At 66.9% G+C, this 20,953-nt stretch carries 1 protein-coding gene (running past both ends of the window); it reads left to right on the forward strand.

Every position in this 20,953-nt window falls within one protein-coding gene, locus AC6I0Y_RS01175, for a PASTA domain-containing protein, read on the forward strand. The gene is 59,109 nt long; 18,551 of those nucleotides lie to the left of the window and 19,605 to its right, leaving coding positions 18,552-39,504 in view (codon 6,184, partial, through codon 13,168, complete); the first codon wholly inside the window starts at position 2. Both codon boundaries (start and stop) fall beyond the window edges.

Consider the following 20,953-nt stretch of genomic DNA (forward strand, 5'->3'; position numbering starts at 1 on the left):
CGAGAACGGCAACGAGGTTCCCGCCGTGCCGAAGGGCCACGTCATCATCGCCACGGAGACGAAGCCGGCGGCCGACGGCAAGCGCGCCGTGGTGACGGTGGTCGTGAGCCGCGGCACCACCGAGGAGGCCGAGGGCGAGGCCGGCAACCCCATGGCCGACCTCGTGGGCAAGACCGAGCAGTACGTGCGCGACCAGATTGCCGCGATGAACGACTACGAGGCCCAGTCCGAGGTCAAGTACGAGTACAGCGACCAGGCCGCCGGCACCGTCATCGCCATCACCCCCGCGCCCGACCTGACCAAGCCCATCCTCGACGACAACGGCAACCCCGTGCTGGACGCGGAGGGCAACCCCACCTACGCCCCGCTGACCAAGACGGTCTCCGACGGCAACGGCGGCACCATCCTCGTGAACATCATGCAGCTGACCGTCTCGCTCGGCGCGTACGTCAAGGGCGAGTTCGAGGACTACCTGGAGATGACGCCCGAGGACGCCAAGAAGGCCCTCGCGGACGATGGCTACGAGGTGCTCGCCACCGAGGAGGAAGCCAACGACGACATCAAGCAGGGCGAGATCATCCGCATCGTGAAGGACAAGGAGGCCTGGGACGAGACGGTCGCCAACCCGGACGGCTCCACCTCCACCGTCCACCATCCCACCCAGGTGCACCTGGTGGTGTCGAGCGGCCTCACCCCGCAGACGGCCGAGAAGAAGCTCTTCGAGTCATACGCGGGTCAGGACAAGGACACCGTGCTCCAGGCGCTGCGTGGCCTCAACTACACCATCGACGAGGCTGACATCACCGAGGAGCAGAGCGACGACTACGGCCTGGGCATGGTCATCAGCATCGCGCGCAAGGACGCCTTCAGCGACGACGCGGGCAACCGCGGCGCGCTCTCGGTGGTGGTGTCGAGCGGCTACACGCCCGCCAAGGAGCGCGAGCTGCTGTTCGAGAGCTGCGTGGGGCTTACCCAGGACGAGGCCACGGCCATCCTGACGGATGCCGGCTACACCGTGTCCAAGGACGTGAGCTACGAGGCGAGCGACGACGTGGTGGACGGCAGCGTGACCACCCCCGGCATCGCGGCGGGGCACGTGGTGTGCATCCACCTGCTGGACGCCGACGGCAACGAGGTGACCGGCAACGACGCGCCCCTGGGCCTGAAGTCGGTCAAGATCGTGCTGTCGAGCGGCCCCTCTGCCGGCGACGGCAGCGGCGGCAACGTCTCCGGCGCCGTGGTGGGCGGCCCGTCGCATGCGTTCGGCGGCCCGGACGTCACCGACGGCAGCCTGCTCAAGGGCGACCCGGAGGCCAACCGCTTCACCAACTACAACTCCGGCTCGAACGACGGCCACCATCAGGGCCACTCGAGCTGCTGGGGCAGCTCGGCCGACGAGGGCTCGGACGACCTGGCCATCGGCTACAAGGCCCAGGGCTCGTTCCTCGTGGACTTCCGCCAGGTGGACACCGAGCCCAACGCCGCCGGCCGGGGCCTGGGCAACACCACCGGCAACTGGCCGGAGGGCACGAGCTACATGCAGCAGGGCAACTCGGGCTACTTCACCAACATCTGCACCACGTGCAACAACTGGGCGTACCACGACCGCACCTACCACTGGATGTACGGCAGCCTCAACGACGATGCGACGGGCAACATGCGCCGCATCTACCACTACAACTACGGCTACTACAACCAGTACCACAGCTGCACCGAGTACGACGACAACAGCTCCACGTCCACGTACAACAACAGCGCCAAGAGCGGCAACCCGCACTACGACTCGGTGGGTTCCTACACCTACAACACCGGCGCGCACCTCACCATGACCCAGAAGCTCCAGGGCGACGGCTTCGACGCGTACTACGTGAAGATCAAGCGCCAGGCCCTGCCCTACCTGGACAAGGTGACCGTCAACTTCAACAAGGGCAAGGCCCTGGAGGTGTCGGGCACCCAGATTCGCCAGGCGTACTACGACGAGCTGACCCGTGCCGGGTCCAAGGGCACCTCCGTCCAGCGCGACAGCGACGGCAACTACTACTTCCGCCTGAACCTGCTCAAGCGCGACGCGGCCGGCAACCCGGTGGCGTCCTTCGGCATCAACTCCGATGACGCCTACCGCGACACGTTCAACGACTACACCCAGGGCATGGACATCTACCAGGTGACGTCCATCGTCTACGACATCACCATCAACCAGGGCACCACCGACAGCGCCGGCAACGCGCTGGCGCCCGACTACGGCCAGTGGTTCGACGACCGCCTGACCGACCCGAAGAAGTGGGTCGAGAACATGTCCTTCGAGGTGACGGGCCGCTTCATCAAGGCCGGCACCTACAACGCCGACGGCTCCTACGCGCCGGCCACGGTGACCGCCGTCACCGACACGGGCATGACCATCGGCGGCGAGTACGCCGGCACGGCCACCGTGCACAAGGCGGCCCAGCGCTACGATTCCCCGAGCCAGCGCTACGACAAGTCCGGCGACGACGGCCGCGGCACGTTCTCCTACGCCAACTACCACCGCAACGGCGGCTGCCACAACACCAGCTGGTACCACCAGGGCTGCGGCTGGCACGGCCACCACACCCACTACTACACCTTCGACGAGGGCAAGATGCGCCACCTGCGCACGTCGGTGCGCTTCCTCACCTACGAGAGCCGCAACTACCTGCGCAAGTCGGTCACGCGCAACAGCGGGTCGATGGGCGTGCAGGGCAACAACTACGTGACGTCCAACAACTCCGACCAGCGCGTGTTCGCCGGCGATGAGGCGTACTACCTGTCGATGTACCGCTACCCGGCGGGCTGGAACTCCACCAGCTACTCCGACCACGACTACCGGCCGTGGGCGGGCTACCAGTCGGCGTCGGACAATATCCGCATCACCGACAACCTGCCGCTGGTGTACCCCGACGATGACATCGAGTACTTCGGCTTCGTGGGCACGGGCCTCAAGTTCCTCAAGGGCTCGACCACCCAGGCCAACTCGAGCATCTGGGCGCACCTCAACCCCGACACCAACCTGGCGGCCCACGAGCGCCAGGCCAACTTCGACAAGGTGTTCATCACCCTGCGCACCACCAAGTGGGAGAAGACCGCCGACACGACGAACTGGCCCAACGGCTGGGCGCGCAACGACGCGGCCGGCCAGACCATCCGCATCCGCAAGAACAACATGTACCGGGTGAACGCCGACGGCACCGAGACCATGGTGGACCAGAACCTGGCCACCATCGGGTCGGCCGCGGCTGCCGGCGCGGGCGAGGCGACCGACGATCCCAACAGCCCGGGCCTGGCCTACCTGTTCTCCAAGGGCCTGAACAAGGATGGCGACGCCATCATCTACTTCCAGCGCCCCTACGACTACACGCCCGAATTCATGGACGCGGCCAACTGGGCCAGCTGCCCCGAGTACGCCTACGACCACAGCACCAAGACGCTCTCCGAGACGCCGGGCAACACCGACCACGCGCCCATCACGCTGCACCTGCCCGACGGCGAGTTCGTGACCAGCTACACGCTGGACCTGGGGCCCTACGGCGGCGATGCCGACGCCACGGCCGAGACGGCCCGCGCCTATGACGGCGATGCCGGCGCGCCGGTGGCGGGCGGCAACTACGTGTCCGACTACGCCGTGCTCGGCCGCCCCTACATCTACAAGGGGCAGACCAACAAGCTCTACGGCAAGGGCATCGGCGCGGCCAGCTACATCGACAACGCGCTGACCCGCGGCACGGTGACCAACAGCCACTTCTACGATCCGAGCACCCAGGTGGCGTCGCCCAACAAGGCCACCCACTACAACAACTCCTACCGCATCACCAACGGCGGCCTCACCCACGGCACCGTGGCCGACTGGGGCCAGGCGTCGTCCGGCCGCCTGGAGTTCAACAACCTGGGCAGCGCCTCGTACAGCTGGGTGCCGCGCGAGAGCTCGAGCGACACCGCCTGGATGGTGGGCTACCGCGTGGCCTACGGCTATGCGGCCGGCATCCAGACCGAGAACAACGGCGCCCTGACGGCCAACGCCTTCAAGACGTCGAGCGAGCTGTACCGCAACCAGTGGATCAACGACCAGAGCCAGTGGAACTACAACCCGCAGGATAAGAACCTCAACCAGTCGTTCAACACCGACGTGAAGTACGTCTACGACTACGGCAACGGCGCCGCGGACAACACGACTGACGTCAACCTGGCGCCCACCCGCGCCGTGTACGAGGTGCGCTTCCAGAACCGTGCCGACGAGGGCAGCCAGACCAACCAGCGCCGCGCCGCGCACCTGAGCAACATCTCGCTCACGAGCACCTTCGACGAGAATCTGTCGAGCACCGCGGGCAAGGGCAAGGCCTTCCGCCTGCAGAACCTGTACGTGCCCGCCTACCTGGTGGGCAACGACGGCCACACCTGCGCCGACCACGCCAAGGGCACCTGCATCAGCTACCAGTACACGCCGGTCGTGAAGAACCCCGACGGCTCCTACGTGCCCTACACGGGCGAGCGCCACGTGGTGGACGGCAAGCAGAAGGCCGCCGACGGGCGCCAGATCTACCTGACCGTCGCCGGCTCGGCCTACACGGCCAGCGACAACGCCTACATCGAGGCTCTGGCCTGCACCGACGCGGCGGCCGCCACCGCCGTGGACGAGCCCGGCGTGGATTCCCACGCCGCCGCCGGCTGCCAGGTGAACTGCCTGGCCTGCGACGGCCAGTGGTTCAACGCCACCCAGTTCAAGTTCACCTACCTGGACGCCGCCGGCGCGGAGCAGTCCAAGACCACCACGTGGGCGGAGCTTCTGGCCGAGGGCCGCGTGACGGGCCCCTACGCCGTGGGCAAGGACGGCGCCATCGTCTACAAGGCCGACAACACGCCGGTCACCACGGCCGACGGCGACTACACCGTCACCCCCGCCACGGGCGACCCCTACACGGTGAACGCCGCCGACGGCGACTACGTCATCGACATCGAGAGCTACTTCCGCGACGCGCAGCCCGTGACCGGCACCGAGGTGGACGACGAGGGCAACCCCGTCATCACCCACTACGAGAACGCGGCCGTCACCAACGACGCGGGCGACCCCATCAGCTTCCCGCTGTTCAAGGCGTCTGACGCCCAGGAGACCAACACCATCGCCGGGTTCGCCGGGCTCGACACGCCCGAGAACCAGGACTACGCGCGTGCCGTGGTGACCTCGCTCAAGGTGGACTTCGCCGCCGTGAACGCCAACCGCCGGTTCCCCAACACCATGCTCGACTCGGGCCAGTGGCTCACCCGTGCCAGCGAGGCCAACCTCAAGGCGGGCAACGCCGTCAACTGGAACCACGCCTACTACGGCTACGACGCCACCAACACCAACTACGCCTTCAAGTACGACGGCGTCTTCGTCGACCGCCCGGCCGACGAGTTCACCAGCGCCACGGCCGCCAGCGCCGCGCTGACCGACCAGAACCTGCTGGTGGGCGACGCCAAGGAAGCCAACGCCGGCAACTGGGACTACGAGTCCACCCCGACGTTCGGCAAGATGGCCAACGGCTACCAGGGCACCGACGCGCGCCATCGCCTGTCGGTGGCCGTCAAGTCGAAGGATCCCAACACCGAGAGCATGGCCGCCTACGTGGACGACACCGCGGCCTACCGCGTGGCCCACAAGATGGGCATCATGGAGACCTCCTACGTGCGCGGCCGCAAGGTCGACCCGGCTATCGACTACGGCGCTGCCAAGAAGGACACGGTGTTCGCCTACGACGCCAGCACGGCTGACATCACCGTGCCGGGCACCACGTCGGCCATCACCCAGGACACCACGTCGGTGACCAACGAGTTCAGCTTCGCCGCGCCCAACGTGGTGAGCGACATCCCCGACGGGGCGCTCTACGCCGGCGACTACCTGGAATACGTGCTGTACGTGGGTGCCGACGACCTGTCGCAGCTGCCGCTGCGCCACGTGGACGCGCGCTTCACCGTCGAGCCCGGCCAGCGCATCGTCGGCTGGGAAGTGGTGCGCGAGGGCGGCAAGGTGCTCAACACCGTGGGCACCACGGCCGCGACCGACGCGGGCAACGCCGTGAGCCCCGGCGTCGTCGACCCCGACGGCAACGCCACCACCGACCCGCAGTGGTACGCGACGGAGTCGAGCTCTGCCCGCGTGACCGCCCAGATGCTCGACGGCGATGGGTTCGTCACCCTGGCCGACGTGGCCCCCTCCACCGACGTGACCAAGGTCTCGCACAAGAAGCGCGTGCCCGTCGTGCCCGTGGATCCCGAGCCCGTCGAGCCGACCGACCCCGATGAGACCGACGGCGAGGACCCGGCGCCCGAGCCGGCCGCCCTGGCCGACGAGCAGGCCTACGACGTGGTGGACACGCCTGCGGGCACCGAGCACTACGCCGAGAACCGTGCGCTCGTGTTCTCCGTGGGCAGCAAGGCCCAGCAGGTGGAGAAGGGCGAGGGCGTCTACATCCGCGTCATCACCCAGATGACCGACGAGCTGCAGGCCAACCCCGACGCCGACACCTACAACGCCACGGGCAACGACGCGTTCACCAACGACGCCGACCGCCCGTCCTACAGCGCCGCCCAGGTGCGCGCCTCCTTCACGGCCACGGCCCAGCCGCTGCACGGCTACGCCCAGTACCGAGTGGGCGAGGAGACCAACCTGCCCACCGCCAACAACTCGGCCGGCGGCGGCGCCGTCGGCACCGGGTCCAACCTGTACAAGACCCTCTACGACGAGGGCCTGGACGGCGTGGACTACTTCCACCGCACCGACATCCAGTCCAACCTGGAGCAGCGCCCGCAGTACGGCGCCCTCATCGACTCGGTGGTGCGCTTCTACAGCCACAGCGCCGACAGCCACGGCGTGCTGGCCTCGGCGGCCGCCAACGCGGCGGGGGTGGTGGCCTCCACCGCCGCCAACCGCGACGGCGAGAACCAGATGACCGGCACGTCCGGCCGTCGCGTCAATGCCAACACCACCAACACCAACCACCTGCAGGACGTGAAGATCGGCTACAAGTGGATGGGCGAGTCGCTCACCCGCCGCTCCATCGCCAACCAGGACGGCAACCCCCTGCAGCTGACCGTGAGCGGGCTGAAGAACCCCACCTTCCACACCAACGACGTGACGGTGACGGTCAACTTCACCAACAGCTACGACACCGCGGCCCAGGCGCCTGACGGCCGCCGCATCTTCGAGGTGTACGGGCACAACATCGCCTACCCCGACGGCATCCCGGCCAACACCACCAGCTCGGTGAGCTATCCGGATGACGGCGACCCGACCACCCTGGAGGGCGACCCGGCCGTCAAGGGCCCCGAGGCCGCCGAGGGCCGCCGCAACGTGCGCGTGGAGTACTACGTGCCGCTGACAGCCGCCGACCAGGCCGACCTTAACCGCGCCCTGGCCGAGTACCCGGCTGGCGTCACCCTGGCCACCAAGGACGTGACCACCGGCGAGGGCGACGACGCCGTCACCACCACCAAGACGCTCGGCGCCTGGTTCGCCGAGGACCAGGACAACGCGGCGCTCGAGGCCTTCATGCGCGGCCGCACCCACCTGGTGGCCGGCACCGCGGGCACCTTCGACATCAACCTGTACCGCGAGGCCACGGCCATGCGCTGGACCTACTTCGACGTGCCCGCCACCGCCGACGGCGTGGCGCCGTTCGCGCTGGACAACGTGGTGCTGGACGGCGTGGGCCGCTTCAACGACACCCGCAGCCTGCTGACCAACTTCCGCGACATCGCCAACTGGTACGAGGGCAAGGTGACCGTGGACGTGGCCTACAACCACTTCCACAACGAGGACACCACGCTCGACTTCGCGGACAACGCCACCCCGGTCGAGCACGGCCTGTGGCGCACCAAGCAGAACGAGTGGAACGTCACCGACACCATCCGCGTGTACCGCCGCAGCCCCAACGCCCAGTTCCAGAACCAGGTGTTCCAGACCCATGACCAGGCGATGGACACCTACAACGAGAACGCCGCCCAGAAGACGGGCTACGTCCCCGGCGAGACGTTCTGGTACAAGGACACCGTGACCACGTCCAAGCTGGCCGTGTCGGCGAGCGCCATCAGCTACACCATGTACGACAACGGCAACTGCGGCAACGCGTGGAGCGGCAACAACTCGAGCGGCTACTTCAGCACCAACCACGGCCACAGCACCTGGGCCCAGATGCGCATCGACTTCACCGTGTACAGCACCACCACCATATCGTGGCAGCAGTACGTGTCGTCCGAGAGCGCCAGCTACGACTGGCTGCGCTACTACATCTACAAGAACGGCGCGAACATCGGCGAGTACGGCAACTGGGGCGGCTCGGTGGCCTGGCATACCCGCAGCCACACGCTCGACCCGGGCAACTACAGCATCTACTTCCGCTATCGCAAGGACGGCAGCGTCAGCCGCGGCGACGACCGCGCGGGCATCCGCAACATCCAGATCGCCAACAGCCTGGACTCCCTCGCCGGCGGCACCACCATCGGCAACGGCGAGCCCAACACGATGATGATCCCCACCACCCAGGAGGACGGCGCCGGCGAGGGCGAGATCTACAACCCCGTGTTCTACGAGCGCATCCCGCTGGACTACCTGAAGCAGGCCGCGCCCGAGTCGTTCGGCGGCACGGGCCGCGTGGGCGAGGGCACCGGCATCGACGCGGCGTACCTGGAAAGCGTCCTGAACGCGCGCTACGCCGACGGCAGCTTCCGCAACATCACCTGGCGCGACCGCTACGGCAAGAACGTGACGGACATCCGCACCCGCGGCCTGAAGGCCAAGGTCACCCTCGTAGGCACCACCACCGAGGCCGCCGACTACGGCGGGTCGATGAACTACACGTCCACCGGCGGCACCCTGTGCCCCACCTCGGTCACCGACCAGTGCACCGCCGGCTACCGCACCACCGCCGGCAAGGCCTACAGCGACCTGAACCCGCGCGCCGACGGCGTGTCCAACACCACCACCTTCGGCCTGTTCAAGATCGAGTGGGAGGCCGACCCGAACTGGGCTGACGGCAACGTCGTCATCACCGATCCCGACGAGCGCGTCGCCGCGGGCAAGAACGGCCGTTTCCCGTCCGAGAACGAGATGACCACCGGATCCAAGCTGGACGAGTACAACCTCGCCCTGCGCCCGGTCGACCGCCCGGACTACGACTCCACCGTGCTGGAGGTCGGCGACGTGCTCTCCGTCGCCTTCCCCGTGCGCGCGGCCGAAACGGGGCTCCCGCAGGTGTACAAGAACCTGGACGAGTCCACCACCACGGCCACCAACGCCGACGGCACCACCAACACCGAGGGGCTGAAGCCGGCCTACCTGCCGCGCCTGGGCGAGTACTACTTCACCGCCTACCACAACTGCGACAACACCACCTACGGCGCCGGCAACTTCCAGACGCTGCCCGGCGCGGGCAACGCCAACTTCGGGCTGTCCGGCAACCTGTCCACGGCCAGCGCCAACCGCATCCAGACGCAGAACGTGCTGATGGACATGGACGCGCTGCTGCACGAGTCGGCCTTCACCGCCGATAAGCCCAAGCACGTGGACACCTACGAGATGCTGACCAAGTCGTACTCGTTCATCCCCGGCAGCTCCAACAACTACGCCGGCGACGACTACAACAGCCGCACCCGCGGCAACAACAACATCTTCATGGACGGCGACGCCCTGACGAACGCCTACCGCCAGAAGATCAGCTACATCCTGACCGGCACGCCCACCACGGGCACGGTGAACGACGCCGTGAACGGGCTGCCCACCCAGTACACCTACGTCACCGCGGGCCAGACCTCCACGGGCTACACCCGCGACTACTTCCGCTACGTCACGTCCAGCCGCATCGCCGACGCGCTGTCCACCCTGAGCAGCAACGGCGTGGCCGCGGCCCCGCAGGACGTCAACGTGACCGAGGCCTCCACCGGCACCGTGACGGTGGGCACGGGCGACGCCGCGCATCCCGTGAGCGGCGCCCAGGCCGTGTCGCCCACGCCGCTCATCTGGTCGCAGACGCGCCTGCACATGCAGAAGGCGTGGCTGGCCACCACGAGCGAGATGGTGAGCGACTACGACGATGGCTACGGCGCCGCCAACGCCGGCGACGACTACCAGGCCGCGCGCAAGTACAGCGAGGACGGCACCCTGTTCACGGGGTACAACTCCAACGTGGCCGTCACGCTGCCGGGCGCCGACCCCAACTTCAACGACTACCACAAGATGATCCGCGGCAACGGCCAGAACAACCTGATGAAGAATCAGTACGACTACCGCGAGATGGAGTTCGGCCAGTACGAGGACGCCCTGGAGCTGGGCCAGGAGTACACGAGCCAGCTGACCGCCTACAACTACGGCGACCGCAACCTCGACGGCGTGACGTTCACCTACGTGATGCCGCGCGGCGTGGAGCCGGTGCTCAAGGCTGACGGCACCGTGGACCTGGGCGCCGAGCTGCTCAAGAAGGCCAACAGCGCCTCCAACGGCCGCGGCACCGCGGCCAACGACGGCGCGCCCTATGTGGACGAGACCTACGCGGCCATCGACTCCGGCCTGGTGGACGTGGAGATCGTGCAGACGCCCTACGGCGCCTACCACGGCTACGACGCCCCGAGCGCCATCCAGGATCCGGCCGAGTACCGCACGGGCAACGTCATGACGGCCGAGGCCGACCTGTCCGCCGCGCTCGATCGCTCCACCTACACCAACGTCTCCGGCGCGGCCGCCGGCGGCGCGGGCGACAGGGTGGTCGACGGCGAGATCGTGGCCGACCCGGCGCAGATGCGCGGGGCCGCCTACACCCAGAGCTCGCAGCCGTGGGTCATCAAGGTGACCGTGCGCCAGGACCTGGGCAAGTGGTTCGGCCGCAGCGTCGACGGCACCGCCGTCAACGGCGCCGATCCCGACCCGACGTCGATGGCCGACTGCTACGTGGACGGCGGCTACAAGCTGCGCGTGAACCTGCGCAGCCGCATCTTCGGCAACAACGAGGCCGAGGCGTGGTACGACCGCCTGCTGACCGCCCCGTGGGACGACACCGCCAACACCGGCGGCGTGGACGCCGCCACGCGCGGCACGGCCGGCACCCCGGCCGACCCGGGCGCCGGCACCGCCGCGCAGCCCGGCACGCCCGACCGCGAGCCGTTCAACAGCTCGGCCTACTACCAGATCTACGACGTGGACGCCTACGAGGGCGGCGCCGCCATCCCGACGCGCCGCCAGAACGTCCAGCCCTTCGGCATGGACTACACCTGGACGCTCATGCACGGCAACCTGGCCGGCGCCCACGCGCCGCTCTACGCCCAGTTCTACGGCTCGCCCACCATGCCGGCCGTGAACGGCTACACCGTGCTGAACAACTCCGTCGTCACCGACGGGGCCGTGGCCGGCGACAACGCCGACCTGGCCTCGCTGGCGAACATGGGCCTGCGCGTCACCGATGCCGATCAGGTCAACTACGCCGACGGCCTCAAGCGCGCGAAGAACGCCGACGGCACGCTGGGCGCGCCGGTGACGGTGTACGCCCAGACCGGCACCCACGCCGTCATGCGCAAGCCGATGGTGCGCGTGTGGAACACCGTGAGCCCCTACGAGGAAGAGGTCGGCGTGACCTCCGACGCCGTGCGGGCCGTCAACGAGACCTACTACGTCGACACCGAGGCGGACCGCCGCCAGGTGAACGTGCACATCGAGAACCGCTACTGGCTCAACGACCAGCCCTACAAGTGGGAGCGCGTCAACAACAGCTGGCCCTACGCCTACAACGGCACCGTGTTCGACTCGCGCTACCGTAACAGCTACGCCGTCGACGGCGGCCAGAAGGGCGCGCTCACGCTGCCCGTGGTGACGGTGGTCCTGCCCTACGGCGTGGCCCCCTACTCCAAGGCCACCGGCCAGCCCTACCTGCCCGAGGGCGACAAGGCGGCCAGCGCCGGCCGGCCCGTGGGCTGCAAGGACCTGCGCGTGGAGGACTGGGACCTGTCCGCCGTGACGGGCGCCGACGCCGACAACTACGACAACCTGACGGCCCAGCCCGCCGACCCGTCTGACCCGACGGGCTACCAGACCCTGGCCAGCGTCAACGACAACCTCAGCGACGCCTACAAGGCGGCCAACTGGAACGCCAGCTACGACTACGAGCCCGTGACCACCGACAGCGGCGCCACCGAGTACCGCTACGTCATCCGCTTCGAGCCCAAGGCCGACGGCTACAACGACCCGCGCGACCTGGTGACCCAGATCGTCTCGGGCGGCCTGGACACGTTCAAGATCAACGTCATGACCTACGACGAGCCGAAGATGGGCATGGAGCCCTCCGTCACCGCGAAGGGCTACGAGAACATCCGCGCCTTCGTCACGTCCAAGGTGGACGGCTTCCAGTTCCTCACCGACGAGGACATCGCCGTGGTCAACGGCACCACGGCCGACCGCGTCATCCAGGCCCAAAACGGCGGCGGAACCACGTCGCTGGTGAACAGCACGGCCTTCAACCCGTTCACCGTGGGCGCCGAGGCCCAGCTGCACCGTGACCAGAAGCTGACGTGGCTCAAGTACCGCGCCGACCACAGCAACTGGACCACCATCAACTCCACCACCTACACCAACCTCTACCGCACCACCGGCTGGTACAAGGAGGACAAGCGCCTGGACGCCACGGAGTCTACCTACTACACCTACGTGGCCCAGAGCGCTGATGGCAGCAAGTACGAGGCCACGCCGCATCCGACCGGCTTCATCCCGGCCAAGTACATCAACTGCGGCGTGCGCACCAACGAGCGCGTGCCCAACAACTACCTGGCGGGCTTCAACGGCACCTACGTGGAGGGCACGGGCACCACGCGCATCCCCAACGCCCTGGGCGCCTCCGGCCCGGCCGCGCGCCCGCTCTACGGCGGCAACGTCACCGTGGGGCCGGATGGCGAGCCCATCGCCGCGGACGCGCAGGTGTCAAACGGCAAGGGCCTGCTGGTGGGCGACTATGAGTACGACAACAACAACTACGGCCTGAGCTCGGCCACCACGGCCGCGCTCAACCGCGCGGGCGATGACGCCACGAGCCACGACGAGGCCTTCGTGAGCCGCCTGACCATCGACGGAGACAACCCTGACGGCGTGGCCGCCACGCACGAGGACGAGGGCGTCTACTCCACGGTGAAGCTGCGCACCAAGGTGCCCACGCTCAACGTGGACTACGAGGTGGAGGCCAACCCGAAGGACCGCCCGAGCGACATCGCGGGCGCCAGCGGCAACGTGGGCAACAAGCCCGGCACCAACGCCACGGGCAACGGCGCCGGCAAGGACTCCATCCTGAAGACCGACGGCTCGGTCATCTCGGCGCCCGTCAGCACCGAGGTGGGCGACAGCACCGTCACCGACCGCGTGATGAAGGATACCGACGGCAACGAGCTCATCCACGTGCAGCGCGTGGTGGGCCCGGACGGCACCACCATCGTGACCATGATCGAGAAGGACTCGGCGGGCAACACGCTGCGCACCGCCAAGCGCGTGACCGCCGGCGACGGCTCCACCGTGTCCCTCACGCTCAAGGAGTACGAGAACAACGAGGTGAAGTGGTCGCTGCAGAAGACCTTCACCCTCTCGCAGCTCACCGGCGAGGTGGATCAGACCAACGCCAAGCTGTGGCTGGGCGACTGCGACCGCGCCGACGAGACCAAGGGCGACAAGCATCTCATCACCGAGACGTACCGCCGCACGCGCCGCATCGTCTACGGCACGATGCCCGCCACCTACGAGCCGGTTCCCAGCGCTGATCTGGGCCACTACGTCTACGACAGCACGGTGCCCGACAACCTGCGCACCTCCGTCTACGTGCGCCCGACTCCCTCCGACCCCTACACGAAGGTCGTCCTGTCGCGCAACAAGACGGACGGCTCGCTCGAGTACACCCTCGACGGCGTGACCAAGCCGGTGGTGGGCGTGACGTTCTACATCAACGGCGGTGGCACCTCCGCCGTGGGCACCACGTTCTACACCCGCAGCTACCGCTACGACCCCGCCACCGTGGACTACACGGGCACGCGCTACGTGAAGCGCCCGATTGCCGGTACGGATCCCGTGGAGTACGAGTACATCGAGGAGTCCAAGGCCCTCGACGTCACCTCGGACGAGACCCGCTACAGCCGCGAGGAGGTGTTCACCCCCATCCCGCGCACGGAGGCGGCGCTCGAGTCGGCGCTGTCCCAGGCCATCGCCCAGGGCGAGAAGCTCTACGTGGGCCAGGGCGACGCCTACGTGGCCGCCACGCTGGAGAAGCTGCCCGAGAAGGAGAAGGAGGTCATCGACCCCTACAGCTACTTCGAGTACAAGCCCCAGGCCACCGGCACCTACGAGGCCGCCGGCGCCACGTTCTACACGCTGGATGAGGCGACCAAGGAGTACAAGGAGGAGGAGATCACCACCCTGGCCGACCTGCAGTTCTGGTCGACCCCGGGTGCTCCGGCCCTCTACGTCAAGACGCCGATCAACGGCGAGGACGCCTACCTGCGCGCCCGCCTGTCCGACAAGGGCCTCGACCCGCTGCTCGACTACGGCTACCGCGTGAAGGACAACTCCAATCAGGATGACGACGTCATCGGCGTGGACTTCTTCACCCGCACCGAGACCGAGGAGCAGAAGAAGGACGAGAACGGCGACCCGATGTGGGTGCTGGGCGGGGACAACAAGCCCGTCGTGGATGAGAACGGCAACTACATCCCCATCATGGAGACGGTGCATCACTACCATGCCGCCACGGTGGACATCACCACCATCGAGGGCTTCATGGACCCGGATGCCGACACGCTCTACGTCAAGACGGGCAAGGACGCCGACGACAAGGACGTCTACGAAGAGGTGTCGCTGTTCAACCGCAACCGCGACCAGCGCTACAAGTACAGCTACACCATCGACGCCATCGCCCAGACCACGGCCGTGGGCGCGCAGTTCTACACGCGCACCGAGAAGACCACCACCACGCCGATGAAGGACGAGAACGGCAACGTGGTGAAGGACGAGGCCGACCACATCGTCTACGAGAAGGAGTCCGTCTACACGCCGCTGGCCAAGACCGAGAAGCTCGGCGACTACCTGGAGCCCGAGGCCAACGACCTGTACATCCAGCTCAACGTCAACGGTGCCGACGAGTACGTGATGATCGACCTCGTCCGCGTGAAGGAGGAGGTGCCCGAGCCCGATCCGGACCCGTACGAGCGCTTCCAGTACCGCGTGGAGCAGACGGTCCAAGACATCCGCTTCACCACCACGCGCAAGGTCATCTTCGAGACCGAGCTGCGCGACCCCGACGTGGCCACCATGCCCGACCCGGACAACCCGGGCCAGGACATCCCCTACACGTTCAAGGGCTACGTGGTGGACGGCCACACCCTGGCGTGGGTGGTGGAGAACGACCCCTACTACAAGTACAACTTCGCCAACCCCGACCTGCTGAGCCTGGGCTACGACACCGGCATGCTCGACAGCTTCGGCATGGACAACAACTGGGTGGAGCATGAGACGCTGTTCCTGCCGAGCGACGAGAACGACGCCTGGGAGTACAACGACACCCCGTGGTTCTCGGCCACCATCCTCAACTCGGCCGACCGCCTGGATGCGAGCGAGTATACCGACATCGTGGAGGCCCAGGGCGCGCTGAAGCACGCCAAGCTCGTGTACGCCCTGCACCTGCCCAGCCAGGTGACGTTCTACGACGGCGCCATGCTCACCGATGACAAGGAGCTGGCCGACAGCAACAACGCCTACAAGTGGATCGGCGACTACGACGAGGACGAGGCCGACTACGCCTTCTACGTGGAGCGCGTGTTCCGCGACCGCCATGCCACCACGGCCGACCTGGCCAAGGGCGAGTACGTGGTGGACGCCGAGGGCCATCAGGTGTTCGAGGTGAACGCCGACGGCACGCCTCAGGTGGACGCCGACGGCAACAAGGTGCCCAAGACCACGGCCGACGTGGATGCGGGCGAGGGCGTCATGAAGACCGAGCGCCTCACCCCCAAGCAGCTGCTCGACCGTGGCTGGACGGTGAAGATCACCTACCAGTCCGACTACGGCGACAACACCTTCGCGGAGTCGGGGTCCACGGCCGTCCGCGGCGGCAAGAACAACGCGCACTACGGCAAGGCCGACGCCGACGACCCGTCCGACACGGTGGAGTACCGCGGCCTGGTGAGCGACACGCTCTCCGGCGCGACCGAGGCCAACCAGGGCGTGGGCTCCTACGCGAGCGTCAAGCCCAACGAGCACGACCGCGAGGTGGTCGTCTTCGAGCTGGCCGCGCCCGACGACGCCGACGACGACGAGTTCAACGACTACGACAGCCTGCTCGAGGGCTTCTACGGCGGCGTCCATGCCGACGGCTACCTGGGCTACGGCGACTCGCTCACCCTCAAGGTGAAGACGCGCCTGGACAACCTGGGCGATGTGGATACCGCCATGGACGACGGCCTCTACGAGGACGGCCAGCTCGTCAGCTACAAGAAGCAGATGGAGACCATCAGCAGCTGGGACGGCGACGACTCCCAGGTATACGCCACCGCCCATGAGACCAAGCTCAACTGGATCGACGACAACGACAAGCAGGGCTGGGACCATCGCCCGGACAACGGCGGCGATGTGGAGTACAAGCCCAAGACCGAGGGCGAGGAGGCCAAGACCCTCATCGGCACGTCGTTCCACGGCCAGTCCGTGAACCGCTTCTACCGTGCCGGCGAGAAGGCCGCCGACCACCAGCGCAACGGGCTCAACTACGACCGCGACAGCGACTACGACGACCTGTACGTCACCAACACCTCCGGCTGGTTCCGCATCCGCAAGCCGTCGGTGTCGGTGCGCGCCGACACCGCCCAGTTGCGCAGCCTGCTCTACAACTCCGACATGAACGTCTACACCGGCCAGGACGTGCAGCTGAAGGGCGATAACAGCTTCTACCTCACCCAGGCCATCAACACCGGCGGCGCGGTGAACAGCTTTATCGTGGACTGGCAGGTGCCCTTCTGGGCTACGGCCGGCAAGGTGCAGGGCGCCAACGCCATGACGGTCAACAACGCCAACTTCGAGAGCGACGAGTACGCCCTCGGCCGCATTCAGTCGCTGTTCGAGTCGGTGTCCACGGGCGTCTGGGAGGTTCCCGGGGCCCTCTACACCACCAACGGCAAGGAGGACGGCACCATTGTGTCCGCCAACTCGCCCCAGGCCATACCGGCCAACGAGGCAGCCGAGACCGAGAGCCAGCTGCGCCTGTTCATGTTCGCCCGCGTGGCCACCATGGATCGTACCCAGAACAACAACGTGTTCGAGGAGCAGAACGGCGCCATCTACAACGAGTACGAGAACTTCGCCCTGCCGGGCAGCGACGCCGACCGCGACTACTGGTACGGCGAGGACGACCTGGACGACTTCGGCAGCGCCGACTACAACACCGCTGACTCCCAGATGTGGGTGCCCATCGGTGAGCGCACCGGCTACGCCATCTCCGATAAGGAGAACGTCACCATCGACGACTCCTTCCTCGACCAGTACCCCAACTTCCAGGTGCGCCAGATCCGCTGGGTCATCAAGGCCGTGCCGGCGGATAACCCCAACGTGCGCGACGACACCCTGGCCACCAAGGTGGCCGTGCCCCATGGCTTCCGCCTGGACGTGGACGCCATGCTCGACTCCGATCCGGTGATGGAGGACTCGGCGGGCAACGTGGTCGACCCGGCTGGCAAGCAGGAGGCCGACGACTTCGACCCGCTGCGCCTGAACGTGGGCTGGAAGTACCGCCTGAACAACCTGGGCCTGCTGGACACCCTGGATGCTGCGGGCAACTACTACCCCGACACCACCGCAGGCATCCACGAGGGCATCACCAACTCCGCCCCCCTGATCCGCTTCTCCACCTCGGTGACGAGCAAGCTGGTGGTGGGCCTGGGCGGCCGCGAGCCGGTGGACGAGGACTCCGGGCGCTCCGCTGACACCAGCGAGGTGCACGTGAACCACTTCGTGAGCGCCGTGCCCCGCTACGACGACACCAAGCACGTGGAGACCGAGCGCAGCCGCGCCGGCTTCATCCGTACGCCTGAGAGCCCGGTGCTGGCGCTGACCATCTCCCAGGGCTACTTCACCGGCGACCGCAAGCTGTACCAGTGGCGTAGCGGCAGCAACACCATCGACAAGACCGTATCGCGCATGATGCGCTACAAGATCATGCTCGCCAACCTGAGTGCCGAGCAGATGGCGGCCCTGGGCTTCGAGGGCTACGAGCCCGACAACTGCGGCGATCCGCAGATCTCCCAGATCCTGCCCTTCGTGGAGGGCTACGCCGAGGCCGAGCTGGCCGGGCGCCCGCTCACCTACGTGAGCTATGAGGACCTGCAGAAGGACGCGGCCAGCGCCAAGCCTCAGTTCGCCTACTTCGACTGGGATTACAAGAGCGAGGCCTCGGGCAAGCTGAACGCCACCAACATCAATAGCAAGACGCCCATCTGGACGTATTACGTGGCCGATATGACCGACTTCCTGGACGTGGACAAGGTTCTTACTAGCCAGACTCCGTCAACGCCGCGCCTCACCGATACCTCGGTGGGCGGCGACTTCCTCATGCGCGACAAGGCCGGCAGCCTCGACCCGACCACGGGCGAGCCCGTCATGCCCGAGCGCAAGTTCATGAGCTGGCAGTTCACCGGCCAGCGCACCACCTACGAGGAGGACGGCGAGACCTACACCGAGACCGACCGCGGCGTGCTGCGTCCTGGTCAGGGCATCGTGGTGGAGCTGCTCATGCCCATCGACAGCTCTAATAACGACCTGCTCTCCGAGGATCTGCTCATGACCTCGGCCTACGGCTACAAGCCGGGCAACTTCATGCCCTTCATTCCCTCGGCGTCGTCTAACGACGGCTCCACCCGCGGCCTGGTGTCCGATACCCGCGACGTGAACATGGACGGCCAGCGCAGCCAGTCGATGATCATGATGCAGCTGAGGGCCCTCGAGTTCGAGGCCCAGGGCACGCTCAACATCACCAAGACGGTGACGAGTGCCATCGAGGCTCTCACCAACCTGGCGGCTGTGCCCGAGGGCTCCACCTACACCTACCACGCCAACATCCTCAACAACGACGGCGACGAGAAGAAGGCCCAGAACTTCAAGGACATCGTCTTCTACGATATCCTGCCCTACGCGGAAGACAACAAGATCCTCGTCTCCAACGGCGGCGACGCGTCATCCCGTGGGTCGCGCTGGAACGGCGTGGTAGCCGACCTCGACTCCATCCAGGTCAAGCGCTTCTCCGCCAGCTCCTCCTACGGCCTGCCGGCCGACGGCCAGGTGCTCGAAGACGGCAACCAGATCGAGATCTGGGTGGGCCCCTACACCGAGGACGAGAACGGCGTGCTCCAGGCGGGCGTGCCCGACGACCTCATGTGGCTCTACGACAAGACCGAGAAGTACACCTATGGGCCTAAGTATCCGACCATTGAGGATATGAATGACCCCAACTTCGACATAAACGAGACGCTGCCTGACGGCACGCTCAAGTGGGATATGACCCAATTCGAGAAGCGCGAGGATACCGTCTACGAGACCATCGAGGCCATGCGCCTGGGCGAGTCCGACATCGTGGACGGCCAGTACCAGGAGATCATGACCGCCGACGAGAAGAAGCGCGCCTGCGGCCTCATCCCGCTCTCCGAGCTGAAGGAGTACGTGGCCGACCATCCTGAGCGTGAGACGGAGCTGACCTACGCCCTGCGTGCCGTGTGGGTGCAGGCCTCCCAGAACGTCATCGTGCCGCCGCGCGGCTACGTGCGCCTGCTCGTGGAGCTGGAGGCCCCGCTCAACCTGCCCAAGTACCTGGGCGACAAGGAGAAGAACCCCAACGACATCCTCTCCGACCAGAACGCCACGGCCGACGCCAAGCGCCGCGCCATGGAACTGCTGGCCGTGGAGCAGACCAACACCTTCGTGCCCCGCGTCAACCAGACCGACATCGTGACCAAGGAGTCGGTGTATAAGCAGGAGAGCCCCGAGGCGTCTGCCTTCGTGGACGCGCCGGACGGCCGCGGCTACATCGGCGACTACGTGTGGCTCGACTCCGACTGGTCCCAGACGCCCGAGGACGACGTGTCCGGTTACCAGACCGACAAGGACGGCAACCCCGTGGTGGACGCCGACGGCCATGTGGTGGGCAGCGCCTACCAGGAAAGCGCCAACGGCCGCTACCTCATCCGCGGCGAGAACCGCACCATGGACGATGCCGGCAACGTGACGAGCACCTACTTCGATAACTCCGCCACCACCGTGGACGGCAAGGAGGTCACGCGCTTCACCGACCTGGACTACGACGGCCAGGTGGAGGACCCCGGCATCAACAACGTCAAGGTGGAGCTGCTCAACGAGTACGGCCACCCGGTCAACCGCGACGGCGAAGTGGTCAAGCTGGTGAACAACCAGGGCACCAACTACCAGAACCGCTGGGTCGTCTGCGACGCCCGCTCCGGCGAGCCTCAGCGTGACGCCTACGGCATGTACATCAACGCCGACTCCGGCGCGCCGTGCGTGGCCTACACCCAGACCGACTACTACGGCAACACCGGCTACTTTATCTTCTCCAACCTGGAGCCGGGCAACTACCGCCTGCGCTACACGTTCCCGGAGGAGTACTACAACTTCTCGCCCACGGCCAAGACCATCGGCGACCAGGGCGCCTACGCCAACGCCAACGATACCGACCTCACCATCGAGCGCGTGGAGAAAGACGCGGCCAACAACGTGGACGCGGCCCTCGTCATCACCACGGGCACCATCAAGGTGGACGCCGTGCAGTACGACAAGGAGCACTACGGCTCCGCCAGCTACGACGAGTCCATCCACCGCGCCTACGACCAGGCCATGACCTCGTTCAAGCTGGGCATCGCCCAGGGCATCACCTTCGAGGGCGTCACCTTCCGCGACGACATCCTG

It is taken from the genome of Adlercreutzia sp. St.1H8, assembly GCF_059728655.1.